We start from the raw sequence: 18,604 nt of genomic DNA on the forward strand, positions 1-18,604 counted from the left end.
ATAAGAGAGATGACGGAAACCCTGCCCGGCGACATGCCGGACGACATCGACCAGTGCGTCCAGCAGGTGCTGGAAGCCGCCTGCCGCCAGGAGATCATGATCGCCACGGCGGAAAGCTGCACCGGCGGCCTGCTCGCTTCCCTGTTGACCGACATCACCGGTTGCTCCCATGCCTTCGAACGCGGTTTCGTGACCTACACCAATCACGCCAAGAACGAGATGCTGGGCGTCTCGCAGCACCTTCTTGAAGACCCCGGCCCTGTTTCGGAGGAGGTCGCCCGCGCGATGGCCGAGGGAGCCATCGACCACTCCCGTGCCCATCTCAGCATCGCCATCACCGGATTCGCCGGCCCCGGCGGTCCGGGCGACGAACCCGGCCTCGTCCATTTCGCCATGGGCCGGAAGGGGAAGCCGACCCGGCACCGGATGGAGCGTTTCGGCGACCTGGGCCGCGGCGGCGTCCGGCTGGAATGCGTCCGCACCGCCCTGTCGATGCTTCGCGCCGAACTGGAAGGCATCGGCGAGCCCCGCCAGACCATGGCCGGGACATCCTGATATACAAATGGGCTAATCACCCCGGATCGGTTGACCCCCTTCCAGACCGTCTCCAGAGTGGAAGTCATCCCGAAGCCGATCGTTGAGGCAGTCCGCTGTTTCACCACGCGGTCGAGGGATGACCCGTGACCACAAAACCATAATCGGCACGGGACCATGGCTTTCCTTGAGGGAGGAAACGGAATGACAGTCTTTCGCAGGGCATCGTGCGCGGCGGTGCTGGCTCTCGCCTTCGGCATGTCCCAGCCCGCCTTGACCAAGCCGGCGCAGGCCCAGGAGTCGTTCAAGGTCGGCATCGTCACCTTCCTGTCCGGCCAGGCTGCGGAGAGCTTCGGCGTTCCGGCCTGGAACGGCGGTAAGGTCCTGATCGAGGCGCTCAACAAGGGCGAGGCGCCGGCCCCCTACGACAAGCCCGGTTTCGGCGGCATGACCATCGAGACCGTCGTGGTCGACGAGGCCGGCGGCGCCACCAAGCAGGTGCAGGAGCTTCGGAACCTGTACCAGCGCGAGAACGTGGACGTGGTGATCGGCTATGTCAGTTCCGGCGACTGCCTCGCCGTGGCGCCGGCGGCCGAGGAACTGAAGCGCCTGCTGATCCTGTACGACTGCGGCACTCCCCGGATCTTCGAGGACGCCAAGTACGAATACGTGTTCCGCACCGCCTCCCACGCCACCATGGATAACGTGGCGCTCGCCCGGTACATGAAGTCCCAGGGCGTCAAGGCGGGGACCGTCAGCGCGATCAACCAGGACTATGCCTGGGGCCATGACTCCCGGAACGACTTCCTGGCCGCCATGGAGCAGTTCTATCCCGGCTTCAAGGCCGAGGCCGACCTGCTGCCCAAGTTCGGCGCCGGCCAGTATGGCACCGAGATCTCCGCGCTGGTGCGCCAGGGGTCCGATGTCGTCCATTCCAGCCTGTGGGGCGGCGATCTCCAGGCCTTCATCCTCCAGGCGGGACCGCGCGGGCTGTTCAAGCGCAGCCAGGTGGTGCTGAGCGCCGCCGACCACGTGCTTCCTTCCCTGGGCGACAAGATGCCCGACGGCACCATCATCGGCGCCCGCGGCGCCTATGGCCTGCTGGCCCCGAAGAGCGACCTGAACGACTGGTTCTGGAAGATCTACCAGGAAGCCTACGACGTCTATCCGGTCCAGGCCCCCTACCGCATGGTCCAGGCGATCCTGGGCTTGAAGGTCGCGGTCGAGAAGGCGATGGCCGAGAACGGCGGCACCAAGCCGACCAAGGAGCAGATCGCGGCGGCGCTGAAGGGGTCGGAGTGGCAGTCCCCGGCCGGCACCATCCGCATGGCGCTGGGCGACGGGCACCAGGCGATCCAGCAGACCGCCATCGGCCGCACCCGCTTCGACGAGGGCCGCAAGATGGTCGTGCTGGACGACATCCAGAACTTCAAGGCCGAATGCGTCAACCCGCCCGCCGACCGGAAGAGCATCGAGTGGATCAAGGCAGGCTTCCCCGGCGCGCAGTGCGATTGACGCCGCGCAGTTGAAGGCGCCTTCCCATGGATCTCGCACTGACCATTCTCCTGGATGGGCTGATCTACGCCTCGTGGCTCTTCATCGTGGCGCTCGGCCTGACGCTGGTGTTCGGCGTCCTCAAGATCCTCAACATCGCCCATGGCAGTCTCTACGCCATCGGCGCCTACGCGGCGGCCAGCTTCGTGGCGTTCTTCGCGTCGCTCGGGCTGGCGCCGGAATGGTCGCTGGTCGCCATGCTTCTGGCTGCCGTCGCGGTCGCCGTGGTCGTCGGGCCGCTGCTGGAAAGGGGCCTGCTGCGGCTGTTCTACGGCCGGGACGAGGTGCTGCTGGTGCTGGTGACCTATGCCCTCTTCCTGATCCTGGAGGACGTCACCAAGCTGATCTGGGGGGTCAACCCGTACTACGTCTCCGAGCCCTATACCCTGTTCGGCGACGTGGAGTTCGGCTCGCTGTTCTATGTCGGCTACGACCTGATGATGATCGTGCTGGCCGTGGTCTGCGGCCTGGGCGTCTGGTTCGGCCTCAACCGCACGGTGACCGGCAAGATCGTGCTGGCCGTGATCCACAACGAGGAAGTCAGCGCCAGCATGGGGGTGAACGTCAACCGCGTCTATGTCGCGGCGTTCACCGTCGGCGTCTTCCTGGCGGCGCTGGGCGGCGCCTTCACGGCGCCGATGATCTCGGTCCAGCCCGGCCTCAGCGTGGGCGTGATCATCCTGAGCTTCGCGGTCGTGATCATCGGCGGCCTAGGCAGCATCGAGGGGGCGGCGATCGGGGCCGTGGTGGTCGGCCTCGCCCGCGCCGCCGCGGTCCACCTGATGCCCGACGCGGAGCTGTTCAGCATCTACATCGTCATGGCGGCTGTCCTGATCTTCCGACCGGAAGGCCTGTTCCAGCGCGTCTCCGCCCGCAAGATCTGACCGGCGGGAGCCTCGATCGGGAATATGAACCACATGACCAGCCGACCCTTTCTTCCCGCTGCCCTGGCAGCATCCGCGACCGTCGCGGCGCTGCTGGCGGCGGGACTTCTCATGCCGCGCTGGCTCCTGTTCCTGGGGACCATCGCGGCCTCTTATGGCATCGTGACGCTCGGCATCGTGCTGCTGATGCGGAGCGGCGTCGTGTCCTTCGGCCAGGGGCTGGTCTATGCGGCCGGCGGCTATGTCGCCGGGCTGGCCTATAACCGGCTCGGCGTCACCGACGCCGTCCTGCTGATCCTGGTCGGCGGAACGGCGGCGGCGCTGGCCGGCGCCGTGGTCGGCCCGCTGCTCGCCCGCTACCGCGGGATCTTCTTCTCCATGCTGACCCTGGCGCTCTCCATGGTGCTCTACGGCGCCCTGGTGAAGTCGCCCGCGATCGGAGGGTCCGACGGCTTCAATGTCGGGCGGCCGACGATGCTGGGCTGGACGCCGCCGGACGCCTATGCGGACTATGCCATCTACGCCCTGGCGATGGTCGTGACCGGCATCGTGGCCTTCCTCGCCACGGTCTATTTCCGCTCCGCCCGGGGGCTGGTGTCGCTGGCGATCCGGGACAACGACCTGCGGGTGGAATATCTGGGCGCCTCCGTCCAGGCGGCCATCGCGGTCAACTTCACCCTGGCCGCGGCGCTGGGCGGGATCGGCGGCGCGCTGACGGTGATGGCGCTCGGCCACATCGATCCGAATTTCGCCTATTGGACCACGTCGGGCGAGTTCGTCTTCGTGGCGATCCTGAGCGGTCACCATGGAGTGGTCGCGGTGTTCATCGCCTCCGTCCTGCTGGAACTGGTCCGTTCCTTTTCCAGCCTGTATTTCCCGCACATGTGGCAGTTCTCGCTGGGCCTTTTCCTGCTGCTGGTGATCCTGTTCCTGCCGCGCGGCATCGGCTCGCTGTGGTCCAAGCGGGCCGCGACGGCGGGACGGAGCCGCGCGCCGGCGGTCCGGTCCACCCGCGGGGAGGCCGTGCCATGACGTCGGTCCTGTCCGCCCATGACCTGGGCAAAAGCTTCGGCGCGGTGGTGGCCGCGTCGGGGCTGTCGATGGAGGTCCCGGCCGGCCAGCGGGTCAGCCTGATCGGCAGCAACGGTGCGGGAAAGACAACATTCGTCAACATGGTGACCGGGTACCTGAAGCCGGACACTGGCCGCATCCTGCTGGAGGGCCGCGACATCACCGCCCTGGCGCCCCGGCGGATCAGCCGCATGGGCGTCAGCCGGTCGTTCCAGATCCCGCAGCTCTGCATCGAGCTGACCGCGCTGGAGAACATGCTGGTGGCACTCGCCGCCTCTGATCCGGGCGGCCGCCTGTCGTTCTGGAAGCCGGCCCACGCCGACGACCAGCGGATCCGGGCGGAGGAACTGCTCGACCGATTCGGTCTGGCCGAGTACGCCGACCGGCCGGTGACCGAGCTGGCCGGAGGCGTGCGGAAGCTGCTGGACATCGCCATGGCCCTGACCGGCCGCCCGCGCCTGCTGCTGCTGGACGAACCGACCAGCGGCGTCAGCGCGGAGGAGAAATTCCCGATGATGGAGACGGTGATGGGGGCACTGGCCCGCGAATCCGTGACCGTCCTGTTCGTGGAGCACGACATGGATATCGTGACCCGGTACGCCGACCGCGTGGTCGCCTTCTTCAACGGCCGGATCATCGCCGACGACCCGCCGGACCGGGTGCTGGACGATCCCGAGGTGCAGCGGTACGTCACGGGGACCGCGCGATGAGCGGCGAGATCCTGGCGATCGACGGCATCCACGTCACCATCCAGTCGGTCACCGCGCTGCGCGGTTTCGGCATGGCGGTGGCGCCCGGCGAGATGATCGGGCTGGTCGGCCGCAACGGTGCCGGCAAGACCACCATGATGCGGACCATCATGGGCCACCTGGCCCCGATCCAGGGGCGGATCAGCATCGACGGGACCGACCTGCGCACGGTCGCCCGCCACCACCGCGCCGACCTGGGCATCGGCTACATGCCGGAGGACCGCGGACTGATCCCCGCCCTGACGGTGGAGGAGAACATCCTTCTGCCGACCTGGGTGACCAAGCGGCTGGATGGCCGGCATCGGCTCGACTTCGTCTACGGCATCATGCCGGAGCTGAAGGCCATGCGGGAGCGCAAGGCGCTGCTGCTGAGCGGCGGCCAGCAGAAGATGGTGGCGCTGGGCCGCGCCCTGGCGGTCGGCACCCGCCTGCTGCTCCTGGACGAGCCGTTCGAGGGCGTCGCCCCCGCGCTGTCGCAGCGGCTGTCGGAGGTGATCTCCGCCCTGAAGGGCAAGGACTTGGCGGTGGTGATCTCCCAGTCGGACCTGAACCATTCCCAATCCCTGTTCGACCGCGAATACATCATCGAGCGTGGCGCCAACGGGACCATGCGGGAGAAGGCGCACTGATGGCTTGGCCCGACGATCCATTGCCGGCAACCCGGATGGAGGCCCATTTCGGCGACCGCGTCGTCCGCTGCTTCACCGGGCGTCCCGGCAGCCTGATCGCCATGCTGGCGGATGCCGTTGATCGCAACCCGGACGGCGACGCGGTCGTCTGCGGCGACAGGCGCCTGAGCTACCGCCAGCTTGGCGAGGAGGTGGACAGCCTGGCCGCCGGCATGGCGGAGCGCGGCATACGGCCCGGCGACCGGGTGGCGCTTCTGCTGGGCAACCGGGTGGAGTTCGTCACCTCGCTCTACGCCGTCGCAAGGCTCGGCGCCATCGCGGTGCCGCTGAGCGTGCGGGAGCAGAAGCCCGGCCTGGAGTATGTGCTGGGCGACTGCGGCGCCGCGATGGTGATCCACGAGGCGGACCTGACGGACCGGCTGCCGGACATCGCGGGGCTGATGCGGGTCGCGGTCCCGACTGACAGCCTGCATTCCCCGGACCCGCCCCCGCCCATGCCGACGGTGCGGGAAGAGGATACCGCCGTCATCCTCTATACCTCGGGCACGACCGGCAAGCCCAAGGGGGCGATGCTGACTCATCTCGGCATCTGTCATTCAACTCTCCATTACGAAACCTGCATGGGCCTGACGGCCCGGGACCGCTCGGTCCTGGCGGTCCCGGGCAGCCACGTGACCGGGCTGATCGGGATGGTCGCGGCGATGCTCCGCGTCGCCGGTGCGCTGCTGATCCTGCCGGCCTTCAAGGCACGCGACTTCCTGGCCCTGGCGTCGGCGGAACGCATGACCCACACCATCCTGGTGCCGGCCATGTACAATCTTTGCCTGCTTCAGCCGGACTTCGCCGAATTCGACCTGTCCGCCTGGCGGATCGGCGCCTTCGGCGGCGCCCCGATGCCGGACGCGACCATCGCGGCGCTGGCCCGCACGGTGCCGGGCCTGACCCTGATGAACGCCTACGGCGCCACCGAGACCACCTCTCCCGCCACGATCATGCCGATCGGCCACACGCCCGGACGGCTGGACAGCGTCGGGCGGGCGGTGCCCTGCGCCGAGATCCGCGTGATGGATGCCGACGGGCGCGAGGTCCCGGCCGGCGAGGCGGGCGAGCTTTGGATTCGTGGTCCGATGGTGGTGAAAGGATACTGGAACAAGCCGGAGGCGACCGCCCAGGGCTTCACCGCCGGGTTCTGGCATTCCGGCGACATCGGCTCGGTCGATGCGGACGGTTATGTGCGGGTGTTCGACCGCATGAAGGACATGATCAACCGCGGCGGCTACAAGATCTTCAGCGCCGAGGTCGAGAACGTGCTGAGCCACTTCCCCGGCGTGCGGGAGGTCGCGGTCGTGGGATATCCCTGCCCGGTGCTGGGAGAGCGCGTCCACGCCTTCATCGCGGCGGAGGCCGCGATCGACACGGCGGCCTTGCGGGCGTTCTGCGCGGAGCGCCTGTCCGACTACAAGGTACCGGAGGGCTTCACGATCGACACCGGCACGCTTCCCCGCAATCCGAATGGAAAGGTGATCAAGCGGACATTGCGGGAAAGGCTTTTGCATAACGCGGGGTCATAGCCCCGCCTTCGTTCTCAATTTGTTCTAAATCCGTGTTTGTGTCAAGTTCTTCTTGTCCCTCTCGCACCATCGCGAGCAGCCGGGGCCGTAGGTCGGCTAAAGCGAAGCGGCAGCCGACACCAACGCGCCGGCTTTGTCGGCTGCCGCTTCGCTTTAGCCGACCTACGATCAAAGTCTACGATCAAGGTCTATCCCGGTCATTCCCGCCGTTGTCGCCCCGACCTTCGGCCATGAAATCTTCCGAGAAGGCGCTGAACTTCTCGATCACCCTGTTCAAATAGCGTGAGACCGGACGGATGCGAAGTTCATCACCGACGCGCTCGATCTCCACTTCCATGTCATTCCTGTCGAATGCCATGTCGGAGGGAATTCGAACCAACTGCGAATTGCCGTCCTTGAACAGTTTCGTGACTTGCATGGCTTCGTTCCTGAGGTTCTATCCGCGTTGTCGCCGATGCTACACGACCGCGACCAACCGGCGGATCAGCACCGCCGCTCCTTCCGCCGCGGCGCCGCAGAAGGCGGCGAAGTCCATGTGGCTTTCGGCGCCGGCGAGGTCGCTGAGGGAGCGGACGACGAGGCAGGGGATGCCGTAGCGCTCGGCGACCTGGGCGACGGCGGCGCCTTCCATCTCGATCGCCAGCGCCTGGCCGAAGTCGCGATGAAGGCGTTCGCGGGTGGCTTCGCAGTTGAGGAAAGTGTCGCCGGTCAGGATCGTGCCGAAATGGATCGTGGGCACGCGCGGTTCGGCACCGGTCGCCTTGGCGTCGAAGGCCGGGAGGGCGATGTTGTTCAGGGCGGTCCGGACCTTGTCCTCCAGGGCGGGGGCCAGGGCGTAGCCGTGGGTCTCGTCGAAGCCGGGGAGCGGCGGGACGCCGGGCTGGTAGGGGCGGATGCTTCCCTCGACCAGGGCACCGTAGTCGTGCTGGATCAGGCGGGTGGCCACCACCACGTCGCCGATGCCGAGCTTCGGGTCGAGGCCGCCGGCGACGCCGGAGAACAGCAGGGCATGGCAGCCGAAGATTTCCGCCAGCAGGGTCGCGACCACCGCGGCGTTGACCTTGCCGATGCCGCTTTCGACCATCACCGTGGGCCGGCCTTCCAGGGCGCCTTCGCGGAAGGTCAGGCCTGCCAGCGTGCGGGTCGCCGTCTCGGTGAAGCTGGAGCCGAAATGGGCGATCTCGTCGGGGATGGCGCAGATCAGGCCGAGGGGATTTGCGGTCATGTCGGTGTTCCCGGGGTCGAAGGCGGCTGGTTATCAGTCATACCGGCTTTTATAGTCCGCTGTCATGGATGACATGGTTCAGAACGATGCGCTGCTGCCGCCGAACTTCCTCGGCTGGTTCTCCAATCGCGGCTGGTCGCCGCATGCCCACCAGATCGAGATGCTGAGGGCCGCCCGCGAGGGCGCCGACGCGCTGCTCATCGCCCCCACCGGCGGCGGCAAGACGCTGTCGGGGTTCCTGCCCAGCCTGATCGACCTGTCGGAACGGCCCCGCGACGGACTGCACACGCTGTACATCTCGCCGCTGAAGGCCCTGGCGGTCGATATCCAGCGCAACCTGGAAAGCCCGGTCGCCGAGCTGCGCCTGCCGATCCGGACGGAGACTCGGACGGGCGACACCTCCGCCGCCAAGCGCCAGCGCCAGCGGTCCAAGCCGCCGCAGGTGCTGATGACGACGCCGGAGAGCCTGGCGCTGATGCTGTCCTATACGGACGCGGAGAAGATCTTCAAGGGGTTGCGCTGCGTCGTGATCGACGAGCTGCACGCCCTGGCCGGGACGAAACGCGGCGACCTGCTGGCACTGGGACTGGCGCGGCTGGCGAAGCTGGCGCCCGGCGGGCGGCGCGTCGGGCTGTCGGCGACGGTGGCTCACCCGGACCATCTGGTCGCGTACCTGTCGAAGACCGGCAAGGCCGGGGGCGGCGACGTGCGGACCGTCACCGGTCGGTCGGGAGCCCGCGCCCAGGTCGATATCCTGACGACCCGCGAGCGACTGCCCTGGTCCGGCCGCATGGCGGTCCACGCGCTGGGCGAAGTGTATGAGCAGATCCGCCGGGCCGGCACCACGCTGGTGTTCGTCAATACCCGCGCGCAGGCCGAACTGGTGTTCCAGGAGCTTTGGAAGATCAACGAGGACGGGCTGGCGATAGCGCTCCACCATGGCAGCCTGGCGGCGGAGCAGCGCCGCAAGGTCGAGGCCGCCATGGCGCGCGGGGCCTTGCGGGCGGTGGTCGCGACCTCGTCCCTGGACCTGGGAATCGACTGGGCCGCCGTCGATCTGGTCGTGCAGGTCGGGGCGCCCAAGGGAGTCAGCCGGCTGCTCCAGCGGATCGGCCGGGCCAACCACCGGCTGGACGAGGCGAGCCGCGCCGTGCTGGTGCCGGCCAACCGGTTCGAGGTGCTGGAATGCCGCGCCGCCGTCCAATCGATCGCGACATATACCCTGGACGGCGACCCGCCTCGCCCCGGCGGGCTGGACGTGCTGGCCCAGCATATCCTGGGCATGGGTTGTGCTGCCCCGTTCGACGCGGATGAACTTTATGCCGAGGTGACCTCGGCGGCGCCCTACTCCGCCCTGACCCGCGCGGATTTCGATGACGTGCTGAACTTCGTCGCGACCGGCGGCTACGCGCTCGGCGGCTACGACCGGTTCAAGCGGCTGGCGCGGAACGAGGAGGACGGGCTGTACCGGGTCGCCGGGCCGGTGGTCGCCCGCCAGTACCGCATGAATGTCGGGACGATCGTCGCGGCGGTGACGCTCAAGGTCCGGATGGGCCGGTCTCAGGTGCTGGGCGAGGTCGAGGAGTCCTTCGTGCAGTCGCTGATACCGGGCGACACCTTCCTGTTCGCCGGGCAGCTGCTGAAATTCCTCGGTATCCAGGAGACCTATGTCAATTGCGCCCGGGGCGGCCAGGGCGACCCCAAGGTGCCGGCCTATGCCGGCGGCAGGATGCCGCTGTCCACCCATCTGGCCGACGAGGTCCGGGCCATGCTGGCGGACCCCGGCGTCTGGGGCGAGTTGCCGGCGGCGGTGCAGGAATGGCTGCGCCTCCAGCGGCTGAGGTCGGTGATGCCGCCGCGGGAAGGGCTTCTGGTCGAGAGCTTTCCGCGCGGGAAGCAGCATTTCCTGGTGGCCTACTGCTTCGAGGGGCGCAACGCCCACCAGACGCTGGGCATGCTGCTGACCCGGAGGATGGAGCGCGCCGGACTGAAGCCGCTGGGCTTCGTCGCGACCGACTATGTGCTGTCGGTCTGGAGCCTGCGACCGGTCCGGGACGTGGACGCCCTGTTCGACCAGGACATGCTGGGCGACGACCTGGAAGCCTGGATGGACGAATCGAGCATGCTGCGCCGGACCTTCCGAAACGTGGCCGTGATCTCCTGCCTGATCGAGCGGCGCCATCCCGGTCAGGAGAAGACGGGGCGGCAGGTGACCTTCAGTTCCGACCTGATCTACGACGTGCTGCGCAAGCACGAGCCGAACCATGTGCTGCTGCGGGCGACCCGGGCGGATGCTGCGGGCGGGCTGACCGACGTGCGGCGGCTGGCCGACATGCTGGCCCGGGTCAAGGGCCGCATCATGCATCGGGCGCTGGCCCGGGTGTCGCCACTGGCCGTCCCCGTCCTGCTGGAGGTCGGCCGCGAGCAGGTTTCCGGCTCGGCGCTGGACGATCTGCTGGGCGAGGCGGAACAGGAGCTGATCGACGAGGCGATGCCGGAGTTGAAGGGCGGCCGGGCGCTGGACCAGGGGATGCTGCCGATATAGACGCGCCCATCCCTGTGGTTTGCAATTGACGCGCCCTCCCCGATCGGCGACACCTACGCCGGAACTTAAAGTGAACGTATCGGATTTTTCGTGAATTCGCCAGAGAATTTAATCCTGAACGGCGTGCCCCTGGTGGCCGACCTGTCCGGAGCGCTGCTGTGGCCGGAGAAGCGGCTGATGGTGGTGGCCGACCTGCACCTGGAGAAGGGTTCGGCCTTCGCCCAGCGCGGCCAGTTGCTGCCGCCCTACGACACGGGAGCCACGTTGGCGCGGCTGGAGGCGCTGATCGAGAGCCGACGGCCGGAGACCGTCATCTGCCTGGGCGACAGCTTCCACGACCGGCGCGCCGCCGAGCGGCTGTCGCGTCCGGACGCCGAGCGGATCGCCCGGCTGACGGCAGGCCGCGACTGGATCTGGATAACCGGCAACCACGACCCGGAGCCGCCGGCGCATCTGGGCGGCCGGATCGAGGATACGGTCGTCCTGGGGCCGCTGTGCTTCCGTCACGAGGCGACCGCCGGGGCGGGAGGCGAGGTTTCCGGCCACTATCACCCGGTCGCCGCCGTGCGGGTGCGGGGCCGGCGGGTGCGCGCGCGGTGTTTCGCCGGTGACGGGCGGCGGCTGATCATGCCGTCGTTCGGCGCCTATACGGGCGGGCTGAACGTGCTGGACCGCGCGCTGGCGCCGCTGCTGGGCCGGCGGTTCCAGGTCCATATGATGGGCAGGGAGCGGCTGTTCGAGTTTCCCAGCGCCCGGCTGGAGCCGGACCTGGAGCGGGTGTACTGAGCGGCGGGAGCGGTCCGGCGGATGCCGTGGATTGATCCGGCGGCGAAGGGGTATAGATCGCTGGAGCGGGCGCCCTGCCCCGCCGCCGTTCCCTCCCCGCCTGCAAAGTCCCCATGACATCGCGATCTCCCGTCATCGTCTGGTTTCGCCACGACCTGCGCCTTGCCGACAATCCCGCCCTTCACCATGCGGCGGAGAGCGGGGCGCCGGTGATCCCCTTGTATCTGCTGGACGATGGCGGTGCCGACGGCGTGAGGCCGCCGGGAGGCGCCGGGCGCTGGTGGCTTCACCATAGCCTGGAGAGGCTGGGTGCGGCGCTCGCCCGGCTGGGCTCGCCGCTGGTGCTGAGCCGGGGGCCGGCCGGGGAGATCCTCGATCGCCTGATCGCCGAGACCGGGGCCGGCCTTGTGGTATGGAACCGCGAGTGCGAGCCGGCGGCGGCCCGGCGGGATGCGGCCGTACGGGAGAAGCTGGCGAAGCGCGGCGTCGCGGTCGAGAGTTTCAACGGCGGCTTGCTGGTCGAGCCCGAGCAGGTACGGTCCAAGGCCGGAACGCCCTTCAAGGTTTTCACGCCGTTCTGGAAGACGCTTTCCACCGCGCACGATCCGGCGCGCCCGCTGCCCGCACCCGCGGCGCTGACGCCGCCGGGGAGTGCGGTGGCATCGGATTCCCTGGCCGCCTGGGAACTGCTGCCGACCTCGCCCGACTGGGCCGGAGGTCTGCGGGAGGACTGGACCCCCGGCGAGGGGGCCGCGGCGGAGCGGCTCGCGGATTTCCTCGACGCGATCCTGCGGGATTACAGGACCGGCCGCGATCGTCCCGGCCGGGACGGCACCTCACGGTTGTCACCGCACCTGCATTGGGGCGAGATCTCCCCCCGGCAGGTCTGGCACGCGACGCGGCACCGGGCCGAAGCGGCGACGGGGCTTGAGCCCGCGGTGGAGGCCTTTCTGCGGGAGATCGGCTGGCGGGAATTCACCCACGGGCTTCTGCTGACCAACCCCGACATGAGGACGGAGCCGATGGACAGCCGGTTCAAGGCCCTGCCCTGGCGGAACGACGATGCCGGCCTGAAGGCTTGGCAGCGGGGGCGGACAGGATATCCGATCGTCGATGCCGGGATGCGCCAGCTCTGGCGGACGGGATGGATGCACAATCGGGTTCGGATGATCGTCGGCTCCTTCCTGGTCAAGGACCTGCTGCTGCCCTGGCAGGCGGGGGAGGAATGGTTCTGGGACACGCTGGTCGATGCGGACGCCGCCAACAACAGCGCGAACTGGCAGTGGATCGCCGGCTGCGGCGCCGATCCCGCGCCGTTCTTCCGAGTGTTCAACCCCGTGCTCCAGGGCCGCAAGTTCGACCCCGACGGCAGCTATGTGCGGCGGTATGTGCCGGAGTTGGAACGGCTGCCCGACCGCTACGTCCACGAACCCTGGAGCGCCCCGGCCGAGGTGCTGGCGAAGGCCGGCGTGGCGCTGGGCCGGACCTATCCGAAGCCTATCGTGTACCATGGCGCGGCACGCGACCGGGCGCTGGAGGCCTTCCGGGCGGTCAAGGCGGCTGGGAAAGTCGCTCCCCCGGGCTGAGGCCGCAGATGTCAGCATTCGTGATGGTCGAGGGCGCGTCATGTCAACATGCCCCCCCGGGAGGAAGGCCGCAAATGTCATGATCCGCGTCGACGGACGAAGGTCGCGGAGGAGCATCCGCCGGACGCCGGCTGGCTCACCGGGAACTCCTGCCGTCGGGGAAGATGGTCGAATGGCGTTGATGGGGCGAAAGCATACAGGAAGTTAGGACAAAAATCCATCCATGCCGTGAGCCGGGAAGAGGCACTGGAGGCGCGGCGCCTGCTGGCGGAGCGGGCAAGCCGGGGAGAGCTGAGGTTGCCCGAAGCGGTCGCCGAGGTGCGAAGGACCATGGGCCTGACGCAGGAGCAGTTCGGCAATGTGTTCAGGCTAACGCGGCGGCAGGTTTCCGAGCTGGAGACCGGGGCGGGAAACCCGACTGTCGAGACGCTGAACCGGATCGCACGGGCGTTCGGGTTCACGGTCGGGTTCGTTCCCCGGAACATGGGGACCGGGAACAAGCGGTGAGGCGCCGCCGGTCCCCTGCCCTGTCGCGCCCTAGGCCTTCAGCAGCTTGGCGTGGTGGGCGATGTGGTCGCCCATGAAGGTGGCGATGAAATAATAGCTGTGATCGTAGCCGGGTTGGCGGCGGAGTGTCAGCGGCGTGCCGGACTTGGCGCAGGCTTCTTCCAGCAGCTCGGGCTTCAGCTCCTTCTCCAGGAACTGGTCGGACGTGCCCTGGTCGACCAGGATCGGGGACTTCCAGCCGCCCTTCTCGACCAGCAGGGAAGCGTCGTACTGCTTCCAGGCCTCGCGGTCGGGTCCCAGGTAGCCGCCCAGGGCCTTTTCGCCCCAGGGAACGCGGGACGCGGAGACGATCGGCGAGAAGGCGGAGACCGAGCGGTAGCGATCGGGATTGCGGAACGCCATCACGAGGGCGCCGTGCCCGCCCATGGAGTGGCCGAAAATGCCCTGGCGGGCGGAATCGATCTTGAATTCCGACGCGATCAGGCCGGGCAGCTCGTCGCGGATATAGCTGTACATGCGGTAGTTGGTCTTCCAGGGGTCCTGCGTGGCGTCCACGTAGAATCCGGCACCGGAGCCGAAGTCGTAGCTGGCGTGCTCACCGGGCAGGTCGAGGCCGCGCGGGCTGGTGTCGGGGGCGACGATGATGACGCCGTGCTCCGCCGCGTAGCGCTGGGCACCGGCCTTGACGGTGAAGTTCTCCCACGTGCAGGTCAGGCCGGACAGGTAGGTCAATACCGGCAAGGGGCCGTCGGCCGCCTGGGGCGGAACGAAGACCGCGACTTCCATGTCGGTGCCCGTGCTCGCCGAGCGATGCCGGTAGATGCCCTGCGTGCCGCCGAAGCAGGCATGGCTGGAGATGCGGTCCAAACTCATCGGGCGTTTCCCTCGTATTCCGTTTGTCTCAATAGCCTGGTCGTTACCGGCGCCCGCATGGTGGGACGCCAAGCCACGGGGGTCAAGGGCGTACCCATGTATGTATCGATACAAGAGGGGTGACAGGCGTTTGGACCGGGCGTAGGCTTTACTTGGAAGGGCGAACAAATCGCCCCCGAACTGCTGCACCTGCGAAATAATCCGGCTTGATTTAAAAGTATCAAAAGAAACGGATCGGGGAGGATGCGGAAATGAACAAGTTCACCAGACGCGACACATTGAAGATGGGCGTCGGCGCGGGAGCGCTGGCGGGTGCCGGACTGCTGGGCTACCGCCCCGCCTTCGGCGAGGTCATGGCGGCCGACGTGCCGGCTCCCAAATTCGCCGTCGAGAAGGGCGCCGAGCTGCGTGTGCTTCGCCCGGCCAAGTTCGTCCAGGGGGACGAGACCCAGTTCCTGGCGAATACCGAGAAGTTCACCAAGGAGACCGGCGTCAAGGTCCGGGTGGACAACGAGAGCTGGGAGGACCTGCGGCCCAAGACGGCGGTCGCCGCCAATATCGGCAGCGGTCCGGACGTGGTTCTGGCCTGGAACGACGACCCGCACCAGTACCCCGACAAGCTGATCGACCTGACCGAGGTCGCGGAGTATCTCGGCAAGAAGTATGGCGGCTGGTATCCGATCGCCGAGCGCTACGGCAAGGGTTCCGACGGGAAATGGATCGCCATGCCGATCGGCGCCTCGGGCGGCGCCATCGTGTACCGCAAATCGTGGGTGAACGAGGCCGGCTATGACGCCATTCCGACCGATATCGACAACTTCCTGACGCTGGCCAAGAACCTCAAGAAGAACAACCATCCCATGGGCTTTGCGCTGGGCAACGCCCAGGGCGACGGCAATACCTGGACCCACTGGCTGGTGTGGTCCCATGGCGGCGCCCTGGTGGACGAGGACAACAAGGTCATCATCGACAGTCCGGAGACGATCGCTGCGCTGGAATACGGCAAGCAGCTGGTCGACCAGTTCATTCCCGGCACGCTGTCCTGGCTGGATCCGTCCAACAACAAGGCGTTCCTGGCCGGGGAGATCAGCCTGACCTCCAACGGGATCTCGGTCTATTATTCCGCCAAGAACAGCTCCGATCCCGCGATCAAGGCCATGGCGGAGGACATCCACCACGCCCGCTTCCCGATCGGGCCGGTGGGACAGCCGACCGAGGCCGGGCTGCTGGTCAACACCATGGTGTTCAAGCACACCAAGTACCCCAACGCCGCCAAGGAGTACCTGCGCTTCATCTTCGAGAAGGAGCAGTACGCGCCGTGGCAGACGGCCAGCATCGGGTATTGGAGTCATCCGCTGGCGGCCTATGCCGGCAACCCGATCTGGACCGAGGACCCGAAGCACGCCGCCTATAGCGAGGTGATGAAGAACATGCTGTGGTACGGCTATCGCGGCAGCCTGGGCTATGCCTCGGCGGCGACGCTGGCCGACTTCATCATCAACAACATGGTGGCCCAGGTCTGCTCCGGGCGCGCAACGCCGAAGGAGGCCGCGGCCGAGGCGCAGCGGCGTGCGGAGCGGTACTACAGGACCTGATTGATGGCCCATCAGAACGTGGCTGATCCCCGGGCGGCAGGCGCCGTCCGGGAAAGGCGTATCGCGCGGCCCCGGGATTCCTGGATCGTGCGCACCTTCGACAACCCCGTTGTGCTGTCGTTCCTGTTCATGCTCCCGGCGGCGACGCTGCTGCTGGTGTTCCTGACATACCCGCTGGGGCTCGGCATCTGGCTTGGCTTCACCGACACCCGGATCGGGCGGGCGGGCGTCTTCATCGGGCTGGAGAACTACCAGTCGCTGTTCCGCGACAGCATGTTCTGGCTCGCGGTCAGCAACACCGTGCTCTACACGGTGATCGCGACCATCGGGAAATTCGCGCTGGGGCTCTGGCTGGCGCTGCTGCTGAACAACCACCTGCCGGCCAAGGCGCTGATCCGGTCGATCATACTGGTGCCCTGGATCGTGCCGACCGTGCTGTCGGCGCTGGCCTTCTGGTGGATCTACGACCCGCAATTCTCGATCATCAGCTGGGCGCTGACCGAGATGGGGCTGATCGATCAGTATATCGACTTCCTGGGCACGCCCAACAACGCGCGGGCCTCGCTGATCGCGGCGAATATCTGGCGCGGCATCCCGTTCGTGGCGATCTGCCTGCTGGCGGGGCTCCAGACCATCTCGCCCAGCCTGTACGAGGCGGCGGCGCTGGACGGGGCGTCGGCCTGGCAACGGTTCCGGCACGTCACCCTGCCGATGCTGATGCCGATCCTGGCGGTCGTGATGACCTTCTCGATCCTGTTCACCTTCACCGACTTCCAGTTGATCTACGCGATCACGCGGGGCGGGCCGGCGGGAACCACGCACCTGATGGCGACGCTGGCGTTCCAGCGGGCGATCCCGGGCGGGCAGCTGGGCGAAGGGGCGGCCATCGCGGTGGCGATGATCCCGTTCCTGGTCTTCGCGACGCTGTTCAGCTACTTCGCGCTGGCCCGGCGGAAATGGCAGCACGGGGGCAGCGATGACTGAGGTTCACCATGGCTGAAGAACGCGTCGGGATGGACTATCTGAACACGTGGCCGCGGAAGCTGGTCACGGTCTATGCCCCGCTGTCGGCGTTCCTGATCATCCTGCTGTTCCCGTTCTACTGGATGACGGTGACGACCTTCAAATCGAACGAGGAGCTTTACAACTTCAAGGACTATAACCCGCTGTGGATCCATTCGCCGACGCTGGACAACGTCAAGCGGCTGCTGTTCGAGACTGATTATCCGCAGTGGCTGATGATCACCATGACGGTGGCGGTGGTCGCGACCTTCATCAGCCTGTTCGCCAGCGTGCTGGCGGCCTATGCGATCCAGCGGCTGCGGTTCCGGGGCGGGCAGACGGTCGGGCTGATGATCTACCTGGCGTACCTGGTGCCGCCGTCGATCCTGTTCATCCCGCTGGCGACCATGGTGTTCCAATTCGGGTTGTACGACAGCCCGCTGGCGCTGATCCTGACCTACCCGACCTTCCTGATCCCGTTCTGCACCTGGCTGCTGATGGGGTATTTCAAGTCGATCCCGTACGAGCTGGAGGAATGCGCGCTGGTTGACGGGGCCTCGCGCATCCAGATCCTGTGGAAGATCACGCTGCCGCTGGCGGTGCCGGGTTTGATCTCCGCCGGGATCTTCGCCTTCACCCTGTCGTGGAACGAGTTCATCTACGCGCTGGCCTTCATCTCGTCGGTCGAGAAGAAGACGGTGCCGGTCGCGGTGCTGACCCAGCTGGTCGAGGGCGACGTCTACCACTGGGGCTCGCTGATGGCGGGCGCGCTGCTGGGCTCGCTGCCGGTGGCGGTGATCTACTCGTTCTTCGTCGAGCACTATGTGTCGAGCCTGACCGGGGCGGTGAAGGAATGAGGTGAGGCCGCGACGATCCCGGGCGGGCGCTGTTGATCCCCATGTCGTCCGGACCGTCCGGGCCTGGACGACACGGAAAACAGCGCGGGAAGACACCACCATGTCGGAACAGGCACTCAAGGCTCTTCTGATCGAAGAGCTTCAGGACACCTACAGCGCCGAGACGCAGATCACCCAGGCGCTGCCCAAGATGGCCGACGCCGCATCGTCGCAGGAGCTGAAGCAGGCGTTCCAGACGCACCTGCAGGAAACCCAGGGCCAGGTGAAGCGGTTGGAGCAGGTCTTCAAGATCCTCCAGGCGGATCCCGGCGGCAATACCTGCGAGGCGACCCAGGGCCTGATCGAGGAAGCCGAGGAGATCATGTCCCAGGGGCATCCGCCGGAGGTGCTGGACGTGGCGCTGGTCATGGCCGCCCAGAAGGTGGAGCATTATGAGATCGCCAGCTACGGGGCGCTCCGCACCCTGGCGGAGACCTGCGGGATGACCGACGTCGCCAACCTGCTGGAGCAGACGCTCAACGAGGAGAAGGCGACCGACCAGAAGCTGAACCAGCTGGCCGAAGGCGGGATCAACCAGCGGGCCTTCAAGGCGGCCTGACGGCACGCTGACTGTTACGATCGCTCCCTCCCCTGACT

Annotated in this window: 18 protein-coding genes; 15 read left to right on the forward strand and 3 right to left on the reverse strand. The window is 67.3% G+C overall.

Annotation, left to right across the window (positions count from 1 at the left end):
* Nucleotides 1–9 precede the first annotated feature (9 nt).
* The 7 genes from JL100_RS15880 (at nt 10) to JL100_RS15910 (ending at nt 6,992) form a co-directional block, all read left to right on the forward strand.
* Entirely contained in the window at nt 10–555 is a 546-nt protein-coding gene (locus JL100_RS15880) for a CinA family protein (RefSeq protein WP_228420739.1), read from the forward strand.
* 183 nt (nt 556–738) lie between these two features.
* Nucleotides 739–2,049, forward strand: coding sequence for an ABC transporter substrate-binding protein (locus JL100_RS15885; protein ID WP_202681334.1), 1,311 nt, complete (start codon nt 739–741; stop codon nt 2,047–2,049).
* A gap of 26 nt (nt 2,050–2,075) precedes the next feature.
* Nucleotides 2,076–2,972, forward strand: coding sequence for a branched-chain amino acid ABC transporter permease (locus JL100_RS15890; RefSeq protein WP_202681333.1), 897 nt, complete (start codon nt 2,076–2,078; stop codon nt 2,970–2,972).
* A 33-nt stretch (nt 2,973–3,005) separates the two neighbouring features.
* Complete coding sequence (locus tag JL100_RS15895) at nt 3,006–4,004, forward strand: branched-chain amino acid ABC transporter permease (protein ID WP_202681332.1); 999 nt, start codon at nt 3,006–3,008, stop codon at nt 4,002–4,004.
* Nucleotides 4,001–4,753, forward strand: coding sequence for an ABC transporter ATP-binding protein (locus JL100_RS15900; protein WP_202681331.1), 753 nt, complete (start codon nt 4,001–4,003; stop codon nt 4,751–4,753). Before JL100_RS15895 ends, JL100_RS15900 begins: the two co-directional genes overlap by 4 nt.
* Nucleotides 4,750–5,421 (forward strand): ABC transporter ATP-binding protein, encoded by a 672-nt coding sequence (locus tag JL100_RS15905; protein WP_202681330.1) that lies wholly within the window; start codon nt 4,750–4,752, stop codon nt 5,419–5,421. The genes JL100_RS15900 and JL100_RS15905 overlap by 4 nt, the downstream gene beginning before the upstream one ends.
* The gene (locus JL100_RS15910) at nt 5,421–6,992 is read left to right on the forward strand and encodes a class I adenylate-forming enzyme family protein (RefSeq protein ID WP_202681323.1); all 1,572 of its coding nucleotides are present in this window, start codon (nt 5,421–5,423) and stop codon (nt 6,990–6,992) included. Before JL100_RS15905 ends, JL100_RS15910 begins: the two co-directional genes overlap by 1 nt.
* Before the next feature lie 181 nt (nt 6,993–7,173).
* On the opposite strand, the gene JL100_RS15915 is transcribed toward JL100_RS15910, so the two are convergent.
* Both JL100_RS15915 and JL100_RS15920 read right to left on the reverse strand, forming a co-directional pair.
* The gene (locus tag JL100_RS15915; protein ID WP_202681321.1) at nt 7,174–7,410 is read right to left on the reverse strand and encodes an antitoxin; all 237 of its coding nucleotides are present in this window, start codon (nt 7,408–7,410) and stop codon (nt 7,174–7,176) included.
* Between the two features lie 39 nt (nt 7,411–7,449).
* Entirely contained in the window at nt 7,450–8,217 is a 768-nt protein-coding gene (locus JL100_RS15920; RefSeq protein WP_202681320.1) for a 5'-methylthioadenosine/adenosylhomocysteine nucleosidase, read from the reverse strand.
* 73 nt (nt 8,218–8,290) lie between these two features.
* Here JL100_RS15920 and JL100_RS15925 point away from each other — a divergent pair, with 73 nt between their 5' ends.
* The 4 genes from JL100_RS15925 to JL100_RS15940 all read left to right on the forward strand — a co-directional run bounded on the left by JL100_RS15925 (nt 8,291) and on the right by JL100_RS15940 (nt 13,641).
* Nucleotides 8,291–10,762: a ligase-associated DNA damage response DEXH box helicase gene (locus JL100_RS15925; RefSeq protein ID WP_407696859.1), complete on the forward strand. Its 2,472-nt coding sequence runs from the start codon at nt 8,291–8,293 to the stop codon at nt 10,760–10,762.
* 90 nt (nt 10,763–10,852) lie between these two features.
* A complete protein-coding gene (gene pdeM / locus JL100_RS15930) occupies nt 10,853–11,548 on the forward strand; it encodes a ligase-associated DNA damage response endonuclease PdeM (RefSeq protein ID WP_202681318.1) in 696 nt (231 codons plus the stop codon).
* A gap of 113 nt (nt 11,549–11,661) precedes the next feature.
* The gene (locus tag JL100_RS15935) at nt 11,662–13,134 is read left to right on the forward strand and encodes a cryptochrome/photolyase family protein (protein WP_202681317.1); all 1,473 of its coding nucleotides are present in this window, start codon (nt 11,662–11,664) and stop codon (nt 13,132–13,134) included.
* Nucleotides 13,135–13,362: 228 nt separating this feature from the next.
* Nucleotides 13,363–13,641, forward strand: coding sequence for a helix-turn-helix transcriptional regulator (locus JL100_RS15940; RefSeq protein WP_228420740.1), 279 nt, complete (start codon nt 13,363–13,365; stop codon nt 13,639–13,641).
* A 30-nt stretch (nt 13,642–13,671) separates the two neighbouring features.
* Here the strand turns inward: JL100_RS15940 and fghA are convergent, their stop codons facing one another.
* Nucleotides 13,672–14,514, reverse strand: coding sequence for an S-formylglutathione hydrolase (gene fghA, locus JL100_RS15945; protein ID WP_323378206.1), 843 nt, complete (start codon nt 14,512–14,514; stop codon nt 13,672–13,674).
* Nucleotides 14,515–14,765: 251 nt separating this feature from the next.
* On the opposite strand from fghA, the gene JL100_RS15950 reads away from it, so the two are divergent.
* The 4 genes from JL100_RS15950 (at nt 14,766) to JL100_RS15965 (ending at nt 18,566) form a co-directional block, all read left to right on the forward strand.
* Nucleotides 14,766–16,109, forward strand: a complete 1,344-nt coding sequence (locus JL100_RS15950) for an ABC transporter substrate-binding protein (protein WP_202681315.1) — start codon at nt 14,766–14,768, stop codon at nt 16,107–16,109.
* A 3-nt stretch (nt 16,110–16,112) separates the two neighbouring features.
* Nucleotides 16,113–17,093, forward strand: a complete 981-nt coding sequence (locus JL100_RS15955) for a carbohydrate ABC transporter permease (protein ID WP_202681314.1) — start codon at nt 16,113–16,115, stop codon at nt 17,091–17,093.
* Between the two features lie 8 nt (nt 17,094–17,101).
* Nucleotides 17,102–17,968, forward strand: coding sequence for a carbohydrate ABC transporter permease (locus JL100_RS15960; protein WP_201079813.1), 867 nt, complete (start codon nt 17,102–17,104; stop codon nt 17,966–17,968).
* 100 nt (nt 17,969–18,068) lie between these two features.
* Nucleotides 18,069–18,566 carry a YciE/YciF ferroxidase family protein gene (locus tag JL100_RS15965; RefSeq protein WP_202681313.1) on the forward strand — a complete coding sequence of 166 codons (498 nt, stop codon included), beginning with the start codon at nt 18,069–18,071 and terminating at the stop codon, nt 18,564–18,566.
* Nucleotides 18,567–18,604 lie beyond the last annotated feature (38 nt).

Source organism: Skermanella mucosa, assembly GCF_016765655.2.
GTDB lineage: Bacteria > Pseudomonadota > Alphaproteobacteria > Azospirillales > Azospirillaceae > Skermanella > Skermanella mucosa.

Bases quoted from the DNA above. Each gene is read 5' to 3' on its own strand.
- JL100_RS15955 (WP_202681314.1), top strand. From the start codon at position 16,113: ATGGCCCATCAGAACGTGGCTGATCCCCGGGCGGCAGGCGCCGTCCGG.
- JL100_RS15905 (WP_202681330.1), top strand. From the start codon at position 4,750: ATGAGCGGCGAGATCCTGGCGATCGACGGCATCCACGTCACCATCCAG.
- JL100_RS15920 (WP_202681320.1), bottom strand. From the start codon at position 8,217: ATGACCGCAAATCCCCTCGGCCTGATCTGCGCCATCCCCGACGAGATC.
- JL100_RS15950 (WP_202681315.1), top strand. From the start codon at position 14,766: ATGAACAAGTTCACCAGACGCGACACATTGAAGATGGGCGTCGGCGCG.
- JL100_RS15925 (WP_407696859.1), top strand. From the start codon at position 8,291: ATGGTTCAGAACGATGCGCTGCTGCCGCCGAACTTCCTCGGCTGGTTC.
- JL100_RS15885 (WP_202681334.1), top strand. From the start codon at position 739: ATGACAGTCTTTCGCAGGGCATCGTGCGCGGCGGTGCTGGCTCTCGCC.
- JL100_RS15915 (WP_202681321.1), bottom strand. From the start codon at position 7,410: ATGCAAGTCACGAAACTGTTCAAGGACGGCAATTCGCAGTTGGTTCGA.
- JL100_RS15900 (WP_202681331.1), top strand. From the start codon at position 4,001: ATGACGTCGGTCCTGTCCGCCCATGACCTGGGCAAAAGCTTCGGCGCG.
- JL100_RS15890 (WP_202681333.1), top strand. From the start codon at position 2,076: ATGGATCTCGCACTGACCATTCTCCTGGATGGGCTGATCTACGCCTCG.
- JL100_RS15880 (WP_228420739.1), top strand. From the start codon at position 10: ATGACGGAAACCCTGCCCGGCGACATGCCGGACGACATCGACCAGTGC.
- JL100_RS15935 (WP_202681317.1), top strand. From the start codon at position 11,662: ATGACATCGCGATCTCCCGTCATCGTCTGGTTTCGCCACGACCTGCGC.
- fghA (WP_323378206.1), bottom strand. From the start codon at position 14,514: ATGAGTTTGGACCGCATCTCCAGCCATGCCTGCTTCGGCGGCACGCAG.
- JL100_RS15910 (WP_202681323.1), top strand. From the start codon at position 5,421: ATGGCTTGGCCCGACGATCCATTGCCGGCAACCCGGATGGAGGCCCAT.
- JL100_RS15965 (WP_202681313.1), top strand. From the start codon at position 18,069: ATGTCGGAACAGGCACTCAAGGCTCTTCTGATCGAAGAGCTTCAGGAC.
- JL100_RS15960 (WP_201079813.1), top strand. From the start codon at position 17,102: ATGGCTGAAGAACGCGTCGGGATGGACTATCTGAACACGTGGCCGCGG.
- JL100_RS15895 (WP_202681332.1), top strand. From the start codon at position 3,006: ATGACCAGCCGACCCTTTCTTCCCGCTGCCCTGGCAGCATCCGCGACC.